The sequence below is a fragment of the Kitasatospora purpeofusca genome (assembly GCF_034043715.1).
GTDB classification, from domain to species: Bacteria; Actinomycetota; Actinomycetes; order Streptomycetales; family Streptomycetaceae; genus Kitasatospora; species Kitasatospora purpeofusca_A.
Genome location: NZ_JAXCLC010000026.1, coordinates 54,714 through 74,894, shown reverse-complemented (window position 1 = coordinate 74,894; position 20,181 = coordinate 54,714). Strand labels below are relative to the sequence as shown.

18 protein-coding genes are annotated in these 20,181 nt (G+C 73.5%); 16 read left to right on the top strand and 2 right to left on the bottom strand.

Annotated elements, in window-relative coordinates; all coding sequences use genetic code 11:
- Window positions 1–96: 96 nt before the first annotated feature.
- From SM793_RS15795 to mutM, 8 genes are all read left to right on the top strand, one after another.
- Window positions 97–630: a hypothetical protein gene (locus SM793_RS15795; protein WP_045941252.1), complete on the top strand. Its 534-nt coding sequence runs from the start codon at window positions 97–99 to the stop codon at window positions 628–630.
- 114 nt (window positions 631–744) lie between these two features.
- The gene (gene rsmD, locus SM793_RS15790; protein WP_320438816.1) at window positions 745–1,329 is read left to right on the top strand and encodes a 16S rRNA (guanine(966)-N(2))-methyltransferase RsmD; all 585 of its coding nucleotides are present in this window, start codon (window positions 745–747) and stop codon (window positions 1,327–1,329) included.
- A 52-nt stretch (window positions 1,330–1,381) separates the two neighbouring features.
- Window positions 1,382–1,873 (top strand): pantetheine-phosphate adenylyltransferase, encoded by a 492-nt coding sequence (gene coaD, locus SM793_RS15785; protein ID WP_320438815.1) that lies wholly within the window; start codon window positions 1,382–1,384, stop codon window positions 1,871–1,873.
- A 227-nt stretch (window positions 1,874–2,100) separates the two neighbouring features.
- Window positions 2,101–3,315 (top strand): ATP synthase F0 subunit B, encoded by a 1,215-nt coding sequence (locus SM793_RS15780; protein WP_320438814.1) that lies wholly within the window; start codon window positions 2,101–2,103, stop codon window positions 3,313–3,315.
- Between the two features lie 170 nt (window positions 3,316–3,485).
- Complete coding sequence (locus tag SM793_RS15775) at window positions 3,486–4,130, top strand: DUF177 domain-containing protein (RefSeq protein WP_320438813.1); 645 nt, start codon at window positions 3,486–3,488, stop codon at window positions 4,128–4,130.
- A 2-nt stretch (window positions 4,131–4,132) separates the two neighbouring features.
- On the top strand, window positions 4,133–4,306 hold the full coding sequence (rpmF, locus tag SM793_RS15770; RefSeq protein WP_030056747.1) for a 50S ribosomal protein L32: 174 nt from the start codon (window positions 4,133–4,135) through the stop codon (window positions 4,304–4,306).
- A gap of 20 nt (window positions 4,307–4,326) precedes the next feature.
- Window positions 4,327–5,115, top strand: coding sequence for a ribonuclease III (rnc, locus tag SM793_RS15765; protein ID WP_320438812.1), 789 nt, complete (start codon window positions 4,327–4,329; stop codon window positions 5,113–5,115).
- A gap of 57 nt (window positions 5,116–5,172) precedes the next feature.
- The gene (mutM, locus tag SM793_RS15760; protein ID WP_320438811.1) at window positions 5,173–6,066 is read left to right on the top strand and encodes a bifunctional DNA-formamidopyrimidine glycosylase/DNA-(apurinic or apyrimidinic site) lyase; all 894 of its coding nucleotides are present in this window, start codon (window positions 5,173–5,175) and stop codon (window positions 6,064–6,066) included.
- Window positions 6,067–6,101: 35 nt separating this feature from the next.
- Here mutM and SM793_RS15755 read toward each other — a convergent pair whose 3' ends face one another.
- On the bottom strand, window positions 6,102–7,025 hold the full coding sequence (locus SM793_RS15755) for a hypothetical protein (RefSeq protein ID WP_320438810.1): 924 nt from the start codon (window positions 7,023–7,025) through the stop codon (window positions 6,102–6,104).
- A 306-nt stretch (window positions 7,026–7,331) separates the two neighbouring features.
- On the opposite strand from SM793_RS15755, the gene SM793_RS15750 reads away from it, so the two are divergent.
- From SM793_RS15750 to ftsY, 5 genes are all read left to right on the top strand, one after another.
- A complete protein-coding gene (locus SM793_RS15750; RefSeq protein ID WP_320438809.1) occupies window positions 7,332–8,684 on the top strand; it encodes a hypothetical protein in 1,353 nt (450 codons plus the stop codon).
- 139 nt (window positions 8,685–8,823) lie between these two features.
- Window positions 8,824–9,123 (top strand): acylphosphatase, encoded by a 300-nt coding sequence (locus SM793_RS15745; protein ID WP_320438808.1) that lies wholly within the window; start codon window positions 8,824–8,826, stop codon window positions 9,121–9,123.
- Window positions 9,124–9,536: 413 nt separating this feature from the next.
- Window positions 9,537–9,740 carry a hypothetical protein gene (locus SM793_RS15740; RefSeq protein ID WP_320438807.1) on the top strand — a complete coding sequence of 68 codons (204 nt, stop codon included), beginning with the start codon at window positions 9,537–9,539 and terminating at the stop codon, window positions 9,738–9,740.
- 196 nt (window positions 9,741–9,936) lie between these two features.
- Complete coding sequence (gene smc, locus SM793_RS15735; protein ID WP_320438806.1) at window positions 9,937–13,500, top strand: chromosome segregation protein SMC; 3,564 nt, start codon at window positions 9,937–9,939, stop codon at window positions 13,498–13,500.
- Window positions 13,501–13,793: 293 nt separating this feature from the next.
- Entirely contained in the window at window positions 13,794–14,996 is a 1,203-nt protein-coding gene (gene ftsY, locus SM793_RS15730; RefSeq protein ID WP_320438805.1) for a signal recognition particle-docking protein FtsY, read from the top strand.
- A gap of 244 nt (window positions 14,997–15,240) precedes the next feature.
- On the opposite strand, the gene SM793_RS15725 is transcribed toward ftsY, so the two are convergent.
- Window positions 15,241–15,912 (bottom strand): bifunctional DNA primase/polymerase, encoded by a 672-nt coding sequence (locus tag SM793_RS15725; RefSeq protein WP_320438804.1) that lies wholly within the window; start codon window positions 15,910–15,912, stop codon window positions 15,241–15,243.
- A gap of 577 nt (window positions 15,913–16,489) precedes the next feature.
- On the opposite strand from SM793_RS15725, the gene SM793_RS15720 reads away from it, so the two are divergent.
- The 3 genes from SM793_RS15720 (at window position 16,490) to SM793_RS15710 (ending at window position 20,066) form a co-directional block, all read left to right on the top strand.
- A complete protein-coding gene (locus tag SM793_RS15720) occupies window positions 16,490–17,944 on the top strand; it encodes a hypothetical protein (protein ID WP_320438803.1) in 1,455 nt (484 codons plus the stop codon).
- A gap of 395 nt (window positions 17,945–18,339) precedes the next feature.
- Entirely contained in the window at window positions 18,340–19,731 is a 1,392-nt protein-coding gene (locus SM793_RS15715; RefSeq protein WP_320438802.1) for an ammonium transporter, read from the top strand.
- Window positions 19,728–20,066: a P-II family nitrogen regulator gene (locus SM793_RS15710; RefSeq protein WP_320438801.1), complete on the top strand. Its 339-nt coding sequence runs from the start codon at window positions 19,728–19,730 to the stop codon at window positions 20,064–20,066. The genes SM793_RS15715 and SM793_RS15710 overlap by 4 nt, the downstream gene beginning before the upstream one ends.
- The last annotated feature ends 115 nt before the right edge of the window (window positions 20,067–20,181 follow it).

Genomic DNA, 20,181 nt, shown 5'->3' with positions numbered 1-20,181 from the left:
GGCCGGGCCCGATTGTCAGACCCCCGGGAGAGAATGAAGGTGTTCGGGACGCACCCCCAAGGTGCGCTCCTGACACGACACTTGGGGGTTTAGCCAATGGCATTCCGTCATCTCAACGAGCTCCCGCTGGGCGACAAGGTCTTCCGGATCGAACTCGCCAGCGACGACGACCGCGAGGTCACCCTCACCCTGGCCGGCTGGCGCGAGGGGGCCGCCGCCACCCCGCTCGCCTCCGGCAAGCTGCGCCTCCCGGTCGAGGACGTCGCCTCGCTGCGGATCGCGCTCAACCGCGCGCTCCGGGCCCTGGCGATCGTCGCCGACGTCTCCGAGCCCATCCCCGACCGCGACGTGCTGCGCGAGCTCTACCCCGGCCACGGCGCCCCCTGGGTGCCGCAGCACGAGGAGGAGCTGGTCCGGCGCTTCCACGAGAACGAGACCGTCGCCCGGATCGCCGCCCGCTTCGGCCGCACGCCCGACTCCGTCCGCACCAAGCTCCGCGAGCTGGGCCACGACCCGCGCCGTCCCGAGTACTGCCCGCCCGACGGCTGCCTGTCCTGGTCCCGCTACGCCTCGCCCTCGCTGCTCGGCGCGGCCGCCCCGGACCGGGCGGCCGGCTCCGAGGCGAGCTGAACCGACCGGGGGCGGCACCGGAGGGGCGTCCCACGCGGGCGCCCCTCCGGCGCGAGCGGAGGGCGGTGATCGGGATAGCGTGGTCGGGCAGCGACGAAAGGACCCTCCACCACCATGACCCGCGTGATCGCCGGGGCGGCCGGCGGCCGCCGACTGGCCGTACCGCCCGGCCGGGGCACCCGACCGACCTCCGACAAGGCCCGCGAGGCGATGTTCTCCACCCTGGAGGCGCTCCGCGGCACCCTCAACGGCGCCCGGATGCTGGACCTGTTCGGCGGATCGGGCGCGGTCGGCCTGGAGGCGCTCTCGCGCGGGGCGGCGCACGTGCTGCTGGTCGAGGCCGACGCCCAGGCGGCCCGGGTGATCCGGGAGAACGTCCGGACGGTCGGCCTGCCGGGCGCACTGGTGCAGGCGGCCAGGGCCGAGAAGGTCGTCGCCGGGCCGCCCCCGGAGCTGCCGTACGACCTGGTCTTCCTCGACCCGCCGTACGTGGTGACGGACGACGAGGTCCGGGAGATGCTGATCACACTGTCGGCCGGGGGCTGGCTCGCGGAGGACGTACTCGTCACCGTGGAGCGCAGCACCCGCGGTGGTGCGTTCGGCTGGCCGGAGGGTTTCGAGGAGCTGCGCTCCCGCCGCTACGGCGAGGGCACGCTCTGGTACGGTCGCGCCGCCGACGAGACCCGCGACCACCGCTAGCCGGGCCCCGGCCCACAGCATTCACGTCACCCCACGAGGGAGCACCCACGCCATGCGCCGCGCCGTCTGCCCCGGGTCCTTCGACCCGATCACCAACGGTCACCTCGACATCATCGAGCGGGCCTCGAAGCTGTACGACGTGGTGCACGTCGCGGTGATGATCAACCGCAGCAAGCAGGGCATGTTCAGCGTCGAGGAGCGGATCGCGCTGATCGAGGAGACCACCGCCCAGTACGGCAACGTGGTGGTCGAGTCGCACCTGGGCCTGCTGGTGGACTTCTGCCGCGAGCGGGACATCCCGGCCATCATCAAGGGCCTGCGTGCGGTCAGCGACTTCGACTACGAGCTGCAGATGGCCCAGATGAACCACGGCCTGACCGGCGTCGAGACCCTCTTCGTGCCGACCTCGCCTACCTACAGCTTCCTCTCCTCGACCCTGGTGAAGGAGGTCGCGTCCTACGGCGGCGACGTCTCGCACCTGCTGCCGGAGACCGCGCACCGCCGGCTGGTCGAGCGGATCGCCGAGCGGCGAGCCGAGCAGTAGGCGGCGGTCCGGAGGAGGGCGGGCGGTGACCGGCGAACGGTGACCGCCCGTCCGTTTCTGCCGGTTCGTCACGGTATGCCCGAACAGGTGGCGGGGCGGCCCGGTCCGGGCGTTGTGAGCTCGCCCGGCGCTGGCCGTACAGTCTGTATTCCTGCCCTGCGGTGACGTCCACCGCGCCGGGCGCTGCCTCCGCCGGACCTCGGCGGCACACGGAAAGACGAATCCCCGTGGACGTGCAGAACAAGGTCGACGAGATCGTGGCGGCCGTCGAGAACGCCCGCTCGATGCCCATGTCGGCCTCCTGCGTGGTGAACCGTGCCGAGCTGATCAGCCTGCTCCAGGACCTCAGGTCCGCCCTGCCGGCCGAGCTGGCCCAGGCCCGGTCGGTGGTGGCCGACCACGAATCGATGGTCGCCGGCGCCCACGCCGAGGCCGACCGGATCATCCAGGGCGCGCACGCCGAGCGCGGTTCGCTGATCTCCGACACCGAGGTGGTCCGGCGCGCCCAGGCCGAGGCGGACCGGATCCTCGCGGAGGCCCGCGCCGAGGTCGACACCAAGCGCACCGAGGCCGACGACTACGTGGACAGCAAGCTGGCCAACTTCGAGGTCGTGCTCACCAAGACGCTCGGCGCGGTCGGCCGCGGCCGCACCAAGCTGCGCGGCGACGGCAGCGTCTTCGAGGTCGAGTACGAGACCGAGGCCGACGGCGAGGAGTTCCGGCCGCAGCGGATCAGCCCCAGCCCCGAGGTCGACGAGTACGTCGATGTGAAGCTCGCCACCCTGGAGAACGTGCTCAGCGCGACCCTGGAGGCGGTCGGCAAGGGCCGCGACAAGCTGCTCGGCAAGCGGCCGATCGACGATCTGGGCGCCTACCTGGCCGCCGCCGACGAGGCGCAGCAGGCCAAGGAGCGCGCCGAGGCGGTCGCGGCCGGCTTCGCCGGGGACTCGGAGGGCAGCGAGCTGGCCTGGTACCGCGAGGAGGTGCCGCAGCAGCAGACCTGGCCGGAGCAGACCCCGGCCGCGGCCGGCTGGCAGGCGCCCGGCGCGGACCAGTACGCGGTGGCCCAGCAGGGCGGTGCCCAGTACGCCGACGTGTACGGCGGCGGCTTCGACCCGGCCGCCGGCCAGGGCGCGGACCCGTACGGCGGCCAGTGGGGCCACCAGGGTCCGGAGACCGGCGGGTACCCGCAGCAACAGCAGCAGGGCTACCCCGACGGCCAGCAGGCCGGCTACGGCTACCCGGCCCAGCAGCAGGGCTACGAGCAACAGCAGCAGCAACAGCAGCAGCAGTACGGTGGCGGCGGCTACGACTACCCGCAGCAGCCGGTCAACCCGCCGGCGCCGGTGCCGCAGCAGAACCAGGCCGGACTGGACGAGACCAGCTTCTTCGACACCAGCATGATCGACATGACCCGGCTGCGGGAGCTCGGCGGCCGGTAGTGGGGTGTGCTCCCGGCTCCCGGCCCCGCGGCCGGGAGCGAAGTTGGGCCTGACGGGAGACTCGGGTAGTCTGACCACTCCGGCCTCTCCGTGTCGGGCCGCAGGTCTGCCCGCGAATCGCCCGACGAGCAGTGCCGCGCACCAGATCCCCCTCAGGAAGTCAGGACATCTTGAACCGCCTCGACCACCGCGACCCCCTCGTGTTCGACACGCACGAGCTGGGCCGTCGTCCGGGTGCGCTGCGCAAGGTGTCCCGCACCCTGGAGGCCCCCGAGGGCCTGGGGATCATCGACGTGATCGGTGTCCCGGAGAAGAGCGAGATCGAGCTGGACCTCCGCCTGGAGTCCGTGGTCGAGGGCGTGCTGGTCACCGGCACCGCCGCGACCGTGGTCGAGGGCGAGTGCGTCCGGTGCCTGGAGCCCGTCGAGTTCGACCTCGACGTGGACTTCCAGGAGCTGTACTACTACCCGGAGTCCGACGAGCGCCACCGCGCCCGGAGCTCCGGGACCGAGGACCTCGACGAGGACTCGGAAGACGAGACTTACCGCCTGGAGGGCGATTTCTTCGACCTCCGGCCGGTGCTGCGTGACGCGGTGGTGCTCGCACTGCCGCTGCAGCCGGTGTGCCAGGAAGACTGCCTGGGTCTGTGCTCCGAATGCGGGGCGCGCCTGAGCGACGACCCGGCGCACCACCACGATGCCGCCGACCCCCGGTGGGCGGCTCTGCAGGGACTCTCCGCCGCCCCCGGCGACGAGGGTGACGGAACCAAGAACAGCGGTACCCGTGAGGGTCTCGCCGAGAACCAGGAGAAGTAGCCGTGGCTGTTCCGAAGCGGAAGATGTCGCGCAGCAACACGCGCCACCGCCGTTCCAACTGGAAGGCCGTTGTCCCGGCCCTCGTGGCGTGCGACCGCTGCCACGAGCCGAAGCTGGGCCACATCGCGTGCCCCAGCTGCGGCACGTACAACCGTCGCCAGGTCCTCTCGGTCTGATCGGCGGGGTGTACGGATCGATGTCGGACGGTAACCCTTCCCGCAAGGCGACCAGCGCACCGAAGACCCCTTCGGGCGGTGGGAAGGCCGGTGGGCCGGCTTCGACCGAATACGACGTTCTGGAAGGGCGCCTCGGGTACACGCTCGAGCGCGCCCTTCTGGTGCGTGCCCTGACCCACCGCTCGTACGCGTACGAGAACGGTGGCCTGCCCACGAACGAGCGCCTGGAGTTCCTCGGCGACTCGGTGCTGGGCCTGGTGGTGACCGACACCCTCTACCGCGTCCACCCGGACGTCCCCGAGGGCACGCTCGCCAAGCTGCGCGCCGCGGTGGTGAACTCGCGCGCGCTCGCCGATGTCGGCCGGGGTCTGGACCTCGGTGTGTTCATCCGGCTCGGCAAGGGCGAGGAGGGCACCGGCGGTCGCGACAAGTCGTCGATCCTCGCCGACACGGTCGAGGCGGTCATCGGCGCGGTCTACCTGGACCAGGGCCTGGACGCCGCGACCGACTTCGTCCACCGCCTGTTCGACCCGCTGATCGAGGAATCCTCTCAGCTGGGCGCCGGCCTGGACTGGAAGACCAGCCTCCAGGAGCTCACCGCCTCGGTGGGCATCGGAGTGCCCGAGTACGTGGTCGAGGAGTCCGGTCCGGACCACGAGAAGACTTTCACCGCGGCGGCCCGGGTGGCCGGCGAGGACTTCGGCAGCGGCGTCGGCCGCTCGAAGAAGGAAGCCGAGCAGAAGGCCGCCGAGAGCGCCTGGCGCGCGATCAGGGAGAAGCACGCCGACCGGCTGCCGAGCGGCGCCTGAGCACGCAGTAGCCTTCCTCCTGCAGAGCCGAGTCCGTTCCGCAGGAGGCGTGTTCCCGTGCCCGAACTTCCCGAGGTCGAGGTCGTCCGCCGAGGTCTGGCGAACTGGGTCGCCGGGCGGACGGTCGCCGGCGTCGACGTCCTGCACCCGCGCGCGGTCCGCCGCCAGCCGGCCGGTGCGGCGGACTTCGCGGCCCGGCTCACCGGCACCGTGTTCGGCGCCGCCCAGCGCCGCGGCAAGTACCTCTGGATCCCGCTGGCCGGCCCGGGGAGGCCGGCGGCCGGGGGAGGCTTCTCGATGATCGGCCACCTCGGCATGAGCGGCCAACTGCTCGTCCAGGACCCGTCGGTGCCGGACGAGACGCATCTGCGGGTCCGGCTGCGGTTCACCGACGGCGGGCGCGAGCTGCGCTTCGTCGACCAGCGGACCTTCGGCGGGCTGGCGGTCGAGGAGGCCGAGGACGGCGACGCCGAGGGCACCCCGGTCTCCATCGCGCACATCGCCCGCGACCCGCTCGACGCCCGGTTCGACGACGCCGTCTTCGTCGCGGCGCTGCGCGCCCGGCGCACCACGGTCAAGCGGGCGCTGCTGGACCAGACGCTGATCAGCGGGGTCGGCAACATCTACGCCGACGAGGCGCTGTGGCGCTCCCGGCTGCACTACGACCGGCCGTCCGCGACGCTCACCCGGCCGCAGGCGGCGCTGCTGCTGGCGAACGCCCGCGAGGTCATGGCGGCGGCGCTGGCGGTCGGGGGCACCAGTTTCGACAGCCTGTACGTCAATGTGAACGGCGAGAGCGGCTACTTCTCCCGGGACCTGGACGCCTACGGCCGGGAGAACGAGCCCTGCCGCCGCTGCGGCACCCCGATCCGGCGGGCCGCCTGGATGAACCGGTCCAGCTACTTCTGCCCCCGCTGCCAGCGCGTTCCGCGAGTGCGCGACGGGGGGTGAAGGGGCGGCGGGTGGTGGCACCGCCGCCCCCGGCGTCAGCGGTCGGCGAGTTCGGGCCGGGCCGGTTCGCCGTCGGGGAGGCCGCCGTGGGTGTCCTGGCCGAAGTACGCGACCCCGACCGCCGAGACCACCGCCAGCACGAAGCCGGCCACGCCGAGCCAGCCCAGCCCGGCCTTGGTGGAGTCGCCGAGCCACAGCACGCCGACCGCGCCCGGCAGCACCGTCTCACCGACCACCAGGGCGGCCGTGGCGCCGTTCACCGAGCCGATCTGCAGGGCCACGGTGTGCACGTACATGCCGCCGATGCCGCCGACCAGGATCGCGTACAGCGCCGGGTCCGAGAGCAGGCTGCCGAGGTCGAAGGGCTCGACGCCGTTCAGGATGCGCACGCCGACGCCGAGCGCGCCGAAGCCGAGGCCGGAAAGCAGACCGGCGACGATCGCGCCGTTGGCCCCCATCCGGCGCACCAGCAGGCCGCCGCCCACCAGCAGCACGGTGGTGATCGCCAGCAGCCACCAGTGGAAGGACATCTCGGCGTGGTGCCCGCCCTCAGGGCCGGCCGAGACGGCGAGCAGCACGAGCGCCGAGCAGAGCACGCCGATCGAGGCCCACTCCAGCTGCTTGAGCCGGATCCCGAGCAGCTTGATCGACAGCACCGCGGTGATCACCAGGTTGGCGCTGATGATGGTCTGGGAGAGGAACAGCGGCAGCAGCCGGGCGGCCAGCGCGCCGAGTCCGAAGCCGATGAAGTCCAGCACCGTGCCGAGGATGAACTCCCAGGTCACGGCGGCCTTGGCGGTGGAGGAGAGGCTCGGCCCGCCGTGCGCGGTGGTGCCGGTGGAGTCGCCGCCCTTGGCGGCCTCCTCGCGGGCGGAGCGCCGGGATCCCACGGCCTGCAGGACCGAACCGGTGCCGTAGCAGGCGGAGGCCGCCACAGCGGTGACGAGGCCGATGATCACACGTGCTCCGATCAGGAGGGATGGGGCAGGACGGTCGGGGTGCGGGTGACCGTTCGGCCACCACTATGCCTGGTCGCGCGGTACGGCCGGGACGCCCGGGGACGGGCTCCGCGCCCACCGGGACCCGCCGGGTGGTACGACCGGGCCGGTGGCCGGGTTCCCGCCCGGACCACGGTTCCGGGGCGGCCGGAGGAAAGATCATCCCGTGGAAGGGGGACCCACCCCGGCGGACGGTGGGGGTGCCGGTCCGCTCCGTACCCGGCCGGTATGCCCTGCCGGGGAGCCGGTCGCGGTAGCGTCGGTGGCATGAGAACCCTTGCTCGACGACGTTCCCGGGGCGCCGGGCCGTCGGCCCTGGTGGCGGTGCTGCTCGGGCTGCTGCTGCTCCTGGCGCCGGCCGCCTCCGCGGCGGGCGGCCTCGACGACGCGGCCACCACGCTCAAGCAGGGCCGGGTGTACGTCGACCCGGCGATGGCGGGCCGGTTCGGCCAGGCCCAGGCCGACGCGCTGACCGAGAAGATCCGCAAGGCGGACAAGCCGATCTTCGTGGCGGTGGTCCCGGCGGCCGACCCGTACGGCGCCTCGACCGTCTTCGACGACCTGCGGACCAAGGTCGGCGTCACCGGCACCTACGCGATCTGGCGCGGCGACCAGTTCCAGGCCCGCTCGGACAAGGCCGCGCTGCCCAGCGCGAGCGCCCAGCGGATCGCCGGCGCGTCCTTCCGCGCGCACCCCGGCGACATCGACGCCACCCTCAACGACTTCGTGGACACCGCCGCCCCCCAGGTCAAGGGGCACGGTGTGAACAGCAGGGCGGGCGGCGCCTCGGCTGCCGCGATCGCCGTCCCGCTGGCCCTGCTGGCGCTGGCCGGCACCGGGGTCTTCCTGCTGTTCCGCCGGTCCAAGCGGCGCAAGGAGGACCAGCGCCGGGCCGAACTGGCCCAGGTGCGCCGGGTGGTGGACGAGGACATCACCGCCTACGGCGAGGAGCTGGACCGGCTCGACTTCGTCCCGTCCGCGCCGGACGCCGACGACGTGCAGCGCGGCGACTACACCCACGCCCTGGACTCCTACGAGCGGGCCAAGCGGCTGATGGACGAGGCCAAGGGGCCGGAGGACGTCAAGCCGGTCGCCGAGGCGCTGGAGGACGGCCGGTTCGCGCTGGCCACCCTGGCCGCCCGCCGGGACGGGCACCCGCTGCCGGAGCGGCGTCCCCCGTGCTTCTTCGACCCCCGGCACGGCCCGTCGGTGAAGGACGCCGACTGGGCCCCGGCGGACGGCGCCGCCCGCGCCGTCCCGGTCTGCCGGGCGGACGCGGACCGGCTGGCGGCCGGGCAGGCCCCGGACATCCGGACCGTGCCGACCGAGCACGGCCCGCAGCCGTACTGGAACGCGGGCCCGGCGTACGGCCCCTGGGCCGGCGGCTACTTCGGCGGCTTCGGCGGCGGCGGTCTGCTGCCGGGCCTGCTGGTCGGCACCATGCTCGGCTCGATGATGGCCACCCCGGCGTACGCGTACGGCCCGGCGGACGCCGGCGCCGGCTACGAGGGCGGGGACCAGTCCGGGGCCGACTTCGACTCCTCCGACTTCGGTGGCGGCTTCGACGGCGGCGGCGGCGGGGACTTCGGCGGTGGCGGCGACTTCGGCGGCGGCTTCTGACCCCGCTTGTCTCGGCCCCACCCCGCCCCGGCCCTCGTGCCGCCCCCGCCCCCGGCCGGTCCCACGACCGGTCGGGGGCGGGGCGTCGTACCGGCTCCTCCGTGACGCGGGCCGCCGTGGCGGCGGATAGGGTCGGGGCATGCACGGTCGCGACGCCCACAGTGACGAGCCGGTCCGCGTCACCGCCTGGGTACGCGGCAAGGTGCAGCAGGTCGGCTTCCGCTGGTGGACCAGGGCGCGGGCGCTGGAGATCGGACTGACCGGCTACGCGAGCAACCTCGGCGACGGCCGGGTGCAGGTGGTGGCCGAGGGGCCCGCCCCGGAGTGCGAGCAACTGCTCACGCTGCTCAGGGGCCCGGACACGCCCGGCCGGGTCAGCGGGGTGACCGAGATCTGGACCGCCGTCGGCCCCGGCTACGGGAGCTTCGAGATCCGCTGAACACCCCCGCCGGCCAGGGCCCGGTGCGGTCGGTCGAAAACGGTCGTCAACCGGCGGTGTCGTACGGTTGCCATCCGGGCAGACTCGTGGTTGACTCCGCATCGAACGATGATCCACGAGCAGGTGAGGGACCCCCCTCGGTAGCCGCCGGGCGTGACGACACCGCCAGGCAGGTGACAGGGGCGCGGTAGCGTGCGGTGATCGTGTTGACCCGTACCGTCTTTGGTGAGACGCTGGAAACCCGCGCACACGACCGCGTTATTCCGGTAGGTGCATGCCCCCGCGAGCCCAGCTCACGGTGGTTGTGCCGTAGTGCCCAGCCAGCACTGCCGGTGCACGCCGCGCGTGCGTCCCCCTTCCCCCTAGACCTGTACCGTTCCGGTTCGGTCACTCAGCGTGGAGGACCATTCATCATGGCAAAGGCGATTCTCGGGTACGTCGGCGGCCCCGACCCGCGAATGCTCTCCGAGATGCGACGGCTGCAGCAGCGCGTCCAGGATCTCGAAGCCGAGCTCATCAGGATGCAGGCTGTGAACGACGCGCTCAGCGCCGTCGCCGGCGAGCACTCGTTGCTCAACAGCATCGATCTGGATCAGCGGGAGCCGGCTCTCACCTGAGTCCCGCCCGATCTCCTGGTCGACGCCGCTGTGCACCGAGCCGCCCCGAAAGGGACGCAGCTTGCAAGGGACGCCCCGAGTGGCGTCCCTTCGTCGTGTCCGGCCGCATCGCCGCAGGTCCCGGCGGGGCGGGCGGATACAGTCGCCGCAGGGCCCCGGCCAGGGCCCTGCGAGCGAGGGGCGAGGAGAGCGGCGCGTGCACCTGAAGAGTCTGACGCTGCGCGGGTTCAAGTCCTTCGCCTCCGCCACCACCCTGCGCTTCGAGCCCGGCATCACCTGCGTGGTCGGGCCGAACGGCTCCGGCAAGTCCAACGTCGTCGACGCGCTCTCCTGGGTGATGGGCGAGCAGGGCGCCAAGTCGCTGCGCGGCGGCAAGATGGAGGACGTCATCTTCGCCGGTACCAGCGGGCGCGCCCCGCTCGGCCGGGCCGAGGTCAGCCTCACCATCGACAACACCGACGGCGCCCTGCCGATCGAGTACGCCGAAGTGACCATCACCCGGACGATGTTCCGCAACGGCGGCAGTGAGTACGCGCTCAACGGCGACACCTGCCGGCTGCTGGACATCCAGGAACTGCTCTCCGACTCCGGCATCGGCCGCGAGATGCACGTCATCGTCGGGCAGGGCCGGCTCGACTCCGTCCTGCAGGCCGACCCGATGGGCCGGCGCGCCTTCATCGAGGAGGCGGCGGGCGTCCTCAAGCACCGCAAGCGCAAGGAGAAGGCGCTGCGGAAGCTCGACGCGATGCAGGTCAACCTCAACCGGGTCCAGGACCTGGTGGCCGAACTCCGGCGCCAGCTCGGCCCGCTCGGCCGACAGGCCCGGATCGCCCGCCGGGCCGCCGGGATCCAGGCCGACCTGCGCGACGCCCGGCTGCGGCTGCTCGCCGACGACCTGCTCGCCCTGCGCCGGGCCGTCGAGGCGGAGATCGCCGACGAACTGGCCCTGCGGCTGCGCCGCTCCACCGTCGAGCAGGAACTCGGCCGGGCGATCCAGCGCGAGGCCGTGCTCGAGGCGCAGGTCCAGCAGCTCGGCCCCGGCCTGGAGACGGCCCGGCAGACCTGGTACCGGCTCTCCGCCCTCGCCGAACGCACCCGCGGCACCGTCGGACTGGCCGGGGCGAAGGCCCGGCACGCGGCCGCCGACGGGCAGTCCGAGGAGCGGCACGGCCGGGACCCGGAGGAGCTGGAGCGCGAGGCCGAGCGGGTCAGGGAGGAGGAGGCCGCGCTGGCCGAGGCCCTGGAACAGGCCCAGGAGGCGCTGGACGAGGCGGTCGACGCGAAGGCCGGACTGGAGCGCGCCCTCCTCGCCGAGGAACGCCGGCTCAAGGACGCCGCCCGGGCCATCGCCGACCGCCGCGAGGGGCTGGCCCGGCTCCAGGGGCAGGCCGCCGCCGCCCGTTCCAAGGCCGGCGCCGCCGAGGCCGAGATCGGTCGGCTCGCCGAGGCCCGGGACGAGGCGCTGGTGCGCGCCGGGGCCGCCCAGGAGGAGTACGAGGCGCTGAAGGCCAGGGTCGACGCCGAGGCCGAGGACGGCGAACGGGCCGACACCGCGCACGAGGACGCCAGGGAACTGCTCGCCGCCGTCGAGCGGGAACTCGCCGCCGCCCGCGAGGCGGCCGCCGTCGCCGAGCGCGAGCGGGCGGCGCTCACCGCCCGGCGGGACGCGCTCGCGCTCGGCCTGCGCCGCAAGGACGGCAGCGGCGCGCTGCTAGCCGCCGGGGACCGGCTCACCGGACTGCTCGGCTCGGCCGCCGGACTGCTGAGGATCGCCCCGGGCCACGAGACCGCCGTCGCGGCCGCGCTCGGCGCCGCCGCCGACGCGGTGGCCGTCGACTCGCCCGGCGCCGCCGCCGAGGCGCTGCGGCTGCTGCGCGAGCAGGACGCCGGTCGGGCCGCACTGCTCATCGCCGGCGCCCCCGCGGCCGAGGTCCCGGCGGGGGAGTTGCCGCCGGGCGCCCGCTGGGCCGTGGACCTGGTGGACGGGCCGCCCGCGCTGCTGCCCGCCGTCGGCCGGCTGCTGGCCGGGATCGCCGTGGTGGACACGCTCGACCGGGCGGTCCGGCTGGTCGCCGCGCAGCCCGGGCTGAGCGCCGTCACCACCGAGGGCGACCGGCTCGGCGCCGCCTTCGCCCACGGTGGCTCGGGCGGTGCGCCCAGCCTGCTGGAGACCCGGGCGGCGGTGGACGAGGCCGCCCGGACGATCGCTGAACTCGACGTCCGCTGCGCCGAGTCGGCCGAACGGTTGGCCGAACTCACCGAGCGGCGCCGCGAGTCGGCCGCCGCCGTGGAGCAACTCGCCACCCGGCGGCGGCAGCTGGAACGCGAGCGGGCCGAGGTGGCGGGCACCCTCGGCCGGCTCGGCGGGCAGTCCAGGGCCGCCGCCGGCGAGGCCGAACGGCTGACCGCCGCCGCCGGTCGCGCCGAGGAGGGTCTCGACCGGCTGCTCACCACCGCCGAGGAGCTGGCCGAACGGCTGGCGGTGGCCGAGGAGACGGCCGCCGACGGGGAGGACGAGCCGGACGCCGCCGAGCAGCAGCGGCTGGCCGGGGCCGCCGCCTCGGCCCGGGCGACCGAACTGGAGGCCCGGCTCGCGGTCCGCACCCACGAGGAGCGGGTCCGCGCCCTGGCCGGGCGGGCCGATCAGCTGGACCGGGCCGCCCGCGCCGAACGCGAGGCCCGCGCCCGGGCCGCCGAACGCCGCCGGCGGGCCGAGCACGACGCCGCCGTGGCCGTCGCGGTCGCCGAGGGCGCCCGGCAGCTGCTCGCCTGCCTGGAGGTGTCGCTGGCCCGCGCGGACGCCGAACGGGCCGCGATCGAGCAGACCCGGGCGGCCCGGGAGGCCGAGCTGCGGGAGCACCGCGAGCAGGGACGCCAACTCAAGGACGAGCTGGACAAGTTGGTCGACGCCGGGCATCGCGACGAGGTGCTGCGGGCGGAGAAGCGGCTGCGGATCGAGCAGTTGGAGGGCCGCGCGCTGGAGGAGTTCGGCATCGAGGGCGGCGAACTCCTGGACTCCTACGGTCCCGACCGGCCGGTCCCGCCCTCGACCCCGGAGGAGGGGCAGGAGCCGGGCGAGCCCCGTCCGTACGTCCGCGCCGAGCAGGAGAAGCGGCTGCGCGCGGCCGAGCGGGCGTACCAGCAGCTGGGCAAGGTCAACCCGCTGGCGCTGGAGGAGTTCTCCGCCCTGGAGGAGCGCCACCGGTTCCTCGGTGAGCAGTTGGACGACCTCAAGCGCGGGCGGCGCGACCTGCTCGACATCGTCAAGGACGTCGACCAGCGGGTGGAGCAGCTGTTCACCTCCGCCTACCACGACACCGCCGCGCAGTTCGAGGGAGTGTTCTCGCGGCTGTTCCCGGGCGGCGAAGGCCGGCTGGTGCTGACCGACCCGGACTCCATGCTCACCACCGGGGTGGAGGTGGAGGCCCGCCCGCCCGGCAAGAAGGTGAAGCGGCTCTCCCTGCTCTCCGGCGGGGAGCGCTCGCTCACCGCGGTGGCGCTGCTGGTCTCGATCTTCAAGGCCAGGCCCAGCCCGTTCTACGTGATGGACGAGGTCGAGGCGGCGCTGGACGAGACCAACCTGCGCCGGCTGATCGCGATCATGGAGGAGCTGCGGGAGAGTTCCCAGCTCATCGTGATCACCCACCAGAAGCTGACCATGGAGTCCGCCGACGCGCTGTACGGGGTGACCATGAAGGGCGACGGCATCTCGCAGGTGATCAGCCAGCGGCTGCGGGACGAGCACCGGGAGCGTAGGTAAGCGGCGCCTCCTCGGCAGTCCGAGGAGGCTGCCGCCTCCGAGCCGATGGACCGATCCATCGGCCAGCCGGGGCAGATACCCGCGGACGACCCCCGATCACGGATACTGGGGGGGTTGTGACTCCTCCCTCTCGCGTGCGAGAGGGCTTCTCACTCAGCCGCTTGACGACCTCATGACGGCCAAGCCCTGACCGATGCCGAACGGCACGCGGCCAGCGTAAGGGAGGCGGCGGCGCTTCGTGCGCCGGTGACCGAAGGATCACTCTGTCGTGGGATCCAGCGAAGGAGATAGTTGTGGAATACGTGATCCTTGCCGTAGTCATCGCGGTGGTCGCCGTCGGCGCGATCGCCGGACTCGTCGTTTCCGGCAGACGACGCCAGCAACTGCCCCCGAAGTCGCAGGCGCCGGTCATCACGGCGCCCCCGACCCCGCGCGAGCCCGCCGTCGGCGAGGAGGCCGCGCCGCCCACCGAGGAACCGCGCCGCACCGTCGAGGAGGTGGAGCTCCCGGCCGCCCCCGAGGAGGAGGCGGCGGCGCCCGCCGAGCCGGCGGCCCCCTCCGTCGAGGTCCCCGAGCCCACCGCCGGCCGACTGGTCCGGCTGCGCTCGCGGCTCTCCCGCTCGCAGAACTCGCTGGGCAAGGGGCTGCTCTCGCTGCTCTCCCGCGAGCACCTCGACGAGGACACCTGGGAGGAGATCGAGGACACCCTGCTGACCGCCGACGTCGGCGTGGCCCCCACCCAGGAGCTGGTCGAGCGGCTGCGCACCCGGGTCAAGGTGCTCGGCACCCGCACCCCGGACGAGCTGCGCGCCCTGCTGCGCGAGGAACTGGTCGAGCTGATCGGCAAGGACGCCGACCGCGTCGTCCGTTCCACGAAGCACGAGGAGGGCCCCGCGGTCGTCCTCGTGGTCGGCGTCAACGGCGTCGGCAAGACCACCACCACCGGCAAGCTGGCCCGGGTGCTGGTCGCCGACGGCCGCAGCGTGGTGCTCGGTGCGGCCGACACCTTCCGTGCCGCCGCCGCCGACCAGCTGCAGACCTGGGGCGAGCGCGTCGGCGCCCGCACGGTGCGCGGCCCCGAGGGCGGCGACCCGGCCTCGGTCGCCTTCGACGCGGTCAAGGAGGGCATCGCCGAGGGCGTGGACACCGTGCTGGTGGACACCGCCGGGCGACTGCACACCAAGACCGGCCTGATGGACGAGCTGGGCAAGGTCAAGCGGGTCGTCGAGAAGCACGGCCCGGTGGACGAGGTGCTGCTGGTGCTGGACGCCACCACCGGTCAGAACGGGCTGGTCCAGGCCAGGGTCTTCGCCGAGGTGGTCGACATCACCGGCATCGTGCTGACCAAGCTGGACGGCACCGCCAAGGGCGGCATCGTGATCGCGGTCCAGCGCGAGCTGGGCGTGCCGGTCAAGCTGATCGGCCTGGGCGAGGGTGCCGACGACCTGGCGCCGTTCGAGCCGGGTGCGTTCGTGGACGCGCTGATCGGGGACTGAGGACCGCCGGTCCACCGATGAAGGGTCCGCTCCCGTGGGGGCGGACCCTTCGGCGTTCCCGCCCGCTCGCGTCGCGTGGGTCGGCCCGGCCGACGCGGCCGACCCGGCCGGGCCAAGCGCCTCCCGCCCCGAGCCGAAGGGGCGCGCCGGCGCCGAAAGGGAGGCGCGAGGGAGCGGAGCGAGGGAGCAACGACCGTCGGCGCCGGGTCGGAGCGCCCCGGAGGCGAGCGGGCGACGATACGGTTCAGGCGATCCAGGCCGGTTCGGAGATGCGCTCCCGGCCGCGGTGGCAGGCGTAGGCGAGGGTGCCCAGCAGCAGTCGGGCCTCAGGCGGGCAGCCCGCGTTGTCCCGGGTCGGCCGGCGCAGCCAGCGGACCGGGCCGAGGCCGGCCAGCACGGTGGGCGGCGCGGCGACGAAGCTGCCCTCGCCGTGGCAGGCGAGGTCGAGCGCGGCGTCGTCCCAGCCCATCCGGTAGAGCAGGTCGGGCAGTCGCAGCGCGGTACCGGCCGCGACCAGGAACTGCAGCCGCCCGGTGGGCGCGGCGAGCACCGGCCCGACCTGGGTGCCCATCCGCTCCAGCCGGACCAGCGCCTGGAGGCCGGCCTGCTCGGGGACGTCCAGGACGTCGAAGGCGCGGCCGGTGGGGAACAGCACCGAGGCGTCCGGTCCGGGGCCGGCGGCCGGGCCGGTTCCGGGGACGGGGTGCAGACCGGGGGCGGCGCAGCGCGGGGTGCCGCAGTAGCAGCGTTCCGGGGTGCCGGCGGCGCGGGCCGGCTCGCCGACGACGACGGCCCAGCCCCACCGGCCGGTGTACTCCGCGGCCGCCCGGCTCGCGGTGACGCGGGTGCGACGGCGCGCGCCCAGCGGTGCCAGCCGCAGGCTCCCCAGTCGAAGTTCGCCGAACAGGTTGTCCATGCCTCCCCCAACAGGTTCTGGTTGCCGATGGTTACGGGATGGTGACTTTGTGTTGATTGTCCGTTGCGTGGTGCGTTGTGCGGTGACGGCGCGCAGCGCCCGGTGTGCGCCAGTTGCGGTGGTGTGCCTCGGGCGCCGCCTTGTGGCGGGCGGTACGGATGCCGGATCGTCTTGTGCGCGGGGCGGCCGGTGATCGGTGCGGGTGGCGAAATCCCCTGTGGCGGCGGCAGTTCGCCCGAAGGGCCGGATATCCGTGAGGACTTGGCGGCCCGCATATGCCGGACCGTCGGGGACCTCCTAGTGAACCGTCTGTCGACACCCTGCGGTTCACTCCTGGGGGTGGCGAAAGGTGGCGTTTCGCCAGGGTCGCTCCCCGGGGCAGTACGCGGGGCATTACGTTCAGCACACGGACCTCGTCAGGAGGCCGCTCCGGGCGCTGGGGAGCCGGGAGTTGGGGAACTGACGGTTCGTCTGCGACGGCAGCGCCGCAGTTCGGTCACGGCACGGCTGGCAAGAGCCCGCAACCGTCGGGCGGTCACGATCGGGGCCCCGCGGGGGCCGGGCGGGATGGGGACCCATGGCAGAGAAGCAACCCAACGAGAAGCTGACCACGTGGTTCGCCCGCAGCGGCTGGTCCAAGGGGGAGTTGGCCCGCCAGGTCAACCGCCGGGCCAGGCAGATCGGCGCCCACCACGTCTCCACCGACACCTCGCGGGTGCGCCGCTGGCTGGACGGCGAGCAGCCCCGCGAACCCATCCCGAAGATCATGTCGGAGCTGTTCTCCGAGCGGTTCGGCTCGGTGGTCTCCATCGAGGACCTCGGTCTGCGCGCCGCCGTTCCGGTCTCCACCGTGGGCGGCGGCGTCGACCTGCCGTGGAGCGCGCCGCAGACCGTCCAGCTGATCAGTGACTACTCCCGCAGCGACCTCATGCTCAACCGGCGGGGCTTCCTGGGCACCTCGCTCGCCCTGACCGCCGGCGCCGCGCTGATCGAGCCGATGCAGCGCTGGCTGACCCCGGGCCCGAACGGCGCCCCCACGCCGATCCTGGCCGCGGCCAACGGCGGCGAGCCGTTCACCGGCCGGCTCTCCGAGCCCGAGCTGGAACTGCTGGAGCAGACCACGGTCATGTTCCGCCAGTGGGACGCGCAGAACGGCGGCGGCCTGCGCCGCAAGGCCGTGGTCGGCCAGCTCCACGAGGTCACCGACCTGCTCCAGGAGACCTACCCGGAGCTGACCACCCGGCGGCTGTTCCGGCTCACCGCCGAGCTCGCCCACCTGGCGGGCTGGATGTCCTACGACGTCGGTATGCACCCGAGCGCGCAGAAGTACTACGTGCTGGCGCTGCACGCCGCCAAGGAGGCCGGGGACCGCCCGTTCGGCGCCCTGATCCTCACCGACATGAGCCGGCAGATGATCCACCTCAACCGGGGGGAGGACGCGCTGGAGCTGATCCACCTCGCCCAGTACGGCAGCCGGGACACCGCCACCCCGCGCCAGCAGTCCCTGCTGTACGCGATGGAGGCGCGCGCGTACGCCACGATCGGCGAGGTGAACCGGTGCGCCCGGGCGGTCCGGCTGGCCGAGGACACCTTCACCGACATCCGTGACGGCGACGCCGACCCGGACTGGCTGAAGTTCTTCTCGCCGGCCGAGCTGAACGCCGAGAACGCGCACTCCTTCCGCGACCTCGCCTACCACTCCGACAACGGCGCGCTCTACGCCTCGATGTCCGCGCCGGTGATGGAGCGCGCGGTCGACCTGTTCCGGCAGGACGGCGACCACGTCCGCTCGTACGCCTTCAACCTGGTCGGCATGGCCAGCGTGCACCTGCTCCAGAACGAGCCGGAGCAGGCGGCGGTCTTCGCCGAGCAGGCGGTGGACATCGCCACCAAGGTCCGCTCCGAGCGGCTCAACTCCCGGGTGCGCAAGACCACCGAGGCCGCCTCGTCCCGCTACCGGGGCGTGGACGCGGTCAGCCGGCTCAAGGAGCGGGTGGTGCAGGACATCCCGGAGTACGTCTCGGTGGTCTGAGCCGCCACCGACCTCGGGCCCCGACCCGGCCCCGATCCGGCCCCGATCCGGCCCCGATCCGGCCCCGACCCGCCGACCGTGCCGTCCGCCGACGGCACGGTCGGTGTCGTTCGGTGCCATTCCCTGCCGTCCCGCCCCCTGCCGCCCCCTGCCGTCCCGTTCCGTGCCGTCCCGGGCACACCGCGTGCGGGGCGGCCGTACGGTAACCCCTCCGGCCCCGCGACACGGCCGGGGTTCACGCGGGTGTAACCCCGCGGTCGCCCTCGTCACGGCGGTGAAACAACCGGCGGCATCGGCCGAAACCGGCCTTCGGCACGCTCCTCCTCATCGCCGACGCCCCGGTGCACGGGACAGGAACCCGGGTGCGGATCGGCTTCCAGTCAGGAGGTACGCCGATGCCGGACGGCTTCAGCGCGGGTGACACCGCCTTCGTACTCGTCAGTGCGGCCCTGGTCATGGTGATGACCCCGGGGCTGGCCTTCTTCTACGGCGGGATGGTCCGGGCCAAGAGCACGTTGAACATGCTGGCGATGAGCTTCCTCTCGCTGGGCATCGTCAGCGTGCTGTGGGTCCTCTACGGCTACTCGCTCAGTTTCGGGCCCGACGCGGGCGCCGGTCTGATCGGAAACCTGGACTTCCTGGGGATGCAGGGCATCGGCCTCAACGACCTCGCCGGGACGATCCCGGTGACGGCCTTCTCCGCCTTCCAGCTGATGTTCGCCATCATCACCCCCGCACTCATCAGCGGGGCGGTCGCGGACCGCGCGAAGTTCACGGCCTGGGGCCTGTTCGTGGCGCTCTGGGTCACTGTGGTCTACTTCCCGGTCGCGCACTGGGTGTTCTTCTTCGACGGCGGCGACGGCGGCTGGCTCGGCGACCGCAACGGCGTGATCGACTTCGCCGGCGGCACGGCCGTCCACATCAACGCCGGTGTCGCGGGCCTGGCGCTGTGCCTGGTGCTCGGCCGACGGATCGGCTTCCGCAAGGACCCGATGCGCCCGCACTCGCTGCCGCTGGTGATGCTCGGCTCCGGGCTGCTGTGGTTCGGCTGGTTCGGCTTCAACGCGGGCTCGGCGCTGGCCGCCAACGGCGTCGCGGCGATGGCCCTGATCAACACCCAGGTCGCCACCGGTGCCGCGCTGATCGGCTGGCTGGTCTACGAGAAGCTGCGGCACGGCGCCTTCACCACCCTGGGCGCCGCCTCCGGCGCGGTGGCCGGCCTGGTGGCCGTCACCCCGGCCTGCGGCTCGGTCTCCCCGCTCGGCGCGGTGGCGATCGGCCTGGTCTCCGGCGCCGTCTGCGCGGCCGCGATCAGCCTCAAGTACCGCTTCGGCTTCGACGACTCGCTCGACGTGGTGGGCGTGCACGCGGTCGGCGGGGCGATCGGCTCGCTGCTGGTGGGCCTGTTCGCCACCGGGACGGTCGGCCAGACCGCCAAGGGGCTCTTCTACGGCGGCGGGTTCGAGCAGCTGGGCAAGCAGGCGATGGGCGTGGCGGTCGTCGCCGCCTACTCCTTCGTGCTCTCCTGGCTGCTGGCCAAGGCGATCGACACGACGATCGGGTTCCGGGTCCCCGAGGAGGTCGAGGTGGCCGGTATCGACCAGGCCGAGCACGCCGAGTCCGCGTACGACTTCAGCGCCATCGGCTCGGGCCTTGCCCGCTCCTCGGCCGCCCCGGCGACCGCCGGAACCGAGACCGCCGCACCTGCCGCCGCCGCCGCACCCGCCACCGCCACCGCCACCGCCGTGGCGAAGAGCACCGAGAAGACCGAGGTGGACGCCCGATGAAGCTCGTCACCGCCGTCATCAAGCCCCACCGCCTGGACGAGGTGAAGGCCGCCCTGCAGTCCTTCGGCGTGCACGGCCTGACCGTCTCCGAGGCGAGCGGCTACGGCCGCCAGCGCGGCCACACCGAGGTCTACCGGGGCGCGGAGTACACCGTGGACCTGGTGCCCAAGGTCAGAGTCGAGGTCCTGGTCGAGGACGAGGACGCCGAGCAGTTGATCGACGTCCTGGTCGAGGCGGCCAGGACCGGGAAGATCGGCGACGGAAAGGTGTGGACCGTCCCGGTGGAGACCGCCGTCCGGGTCCGGACCGGCGAACGCGGCCCCGACGCCCTGTAGGCACCGGAGCGCCGGCCTCCCGGCTCCCGGCCGGCGGCCCACCCCGGCAGACCCTCCCCGCGGGCCTGCGACCCCCCACGGTCGCAGGTCCGCCGACGGCGTTCCGGCGCCCGCT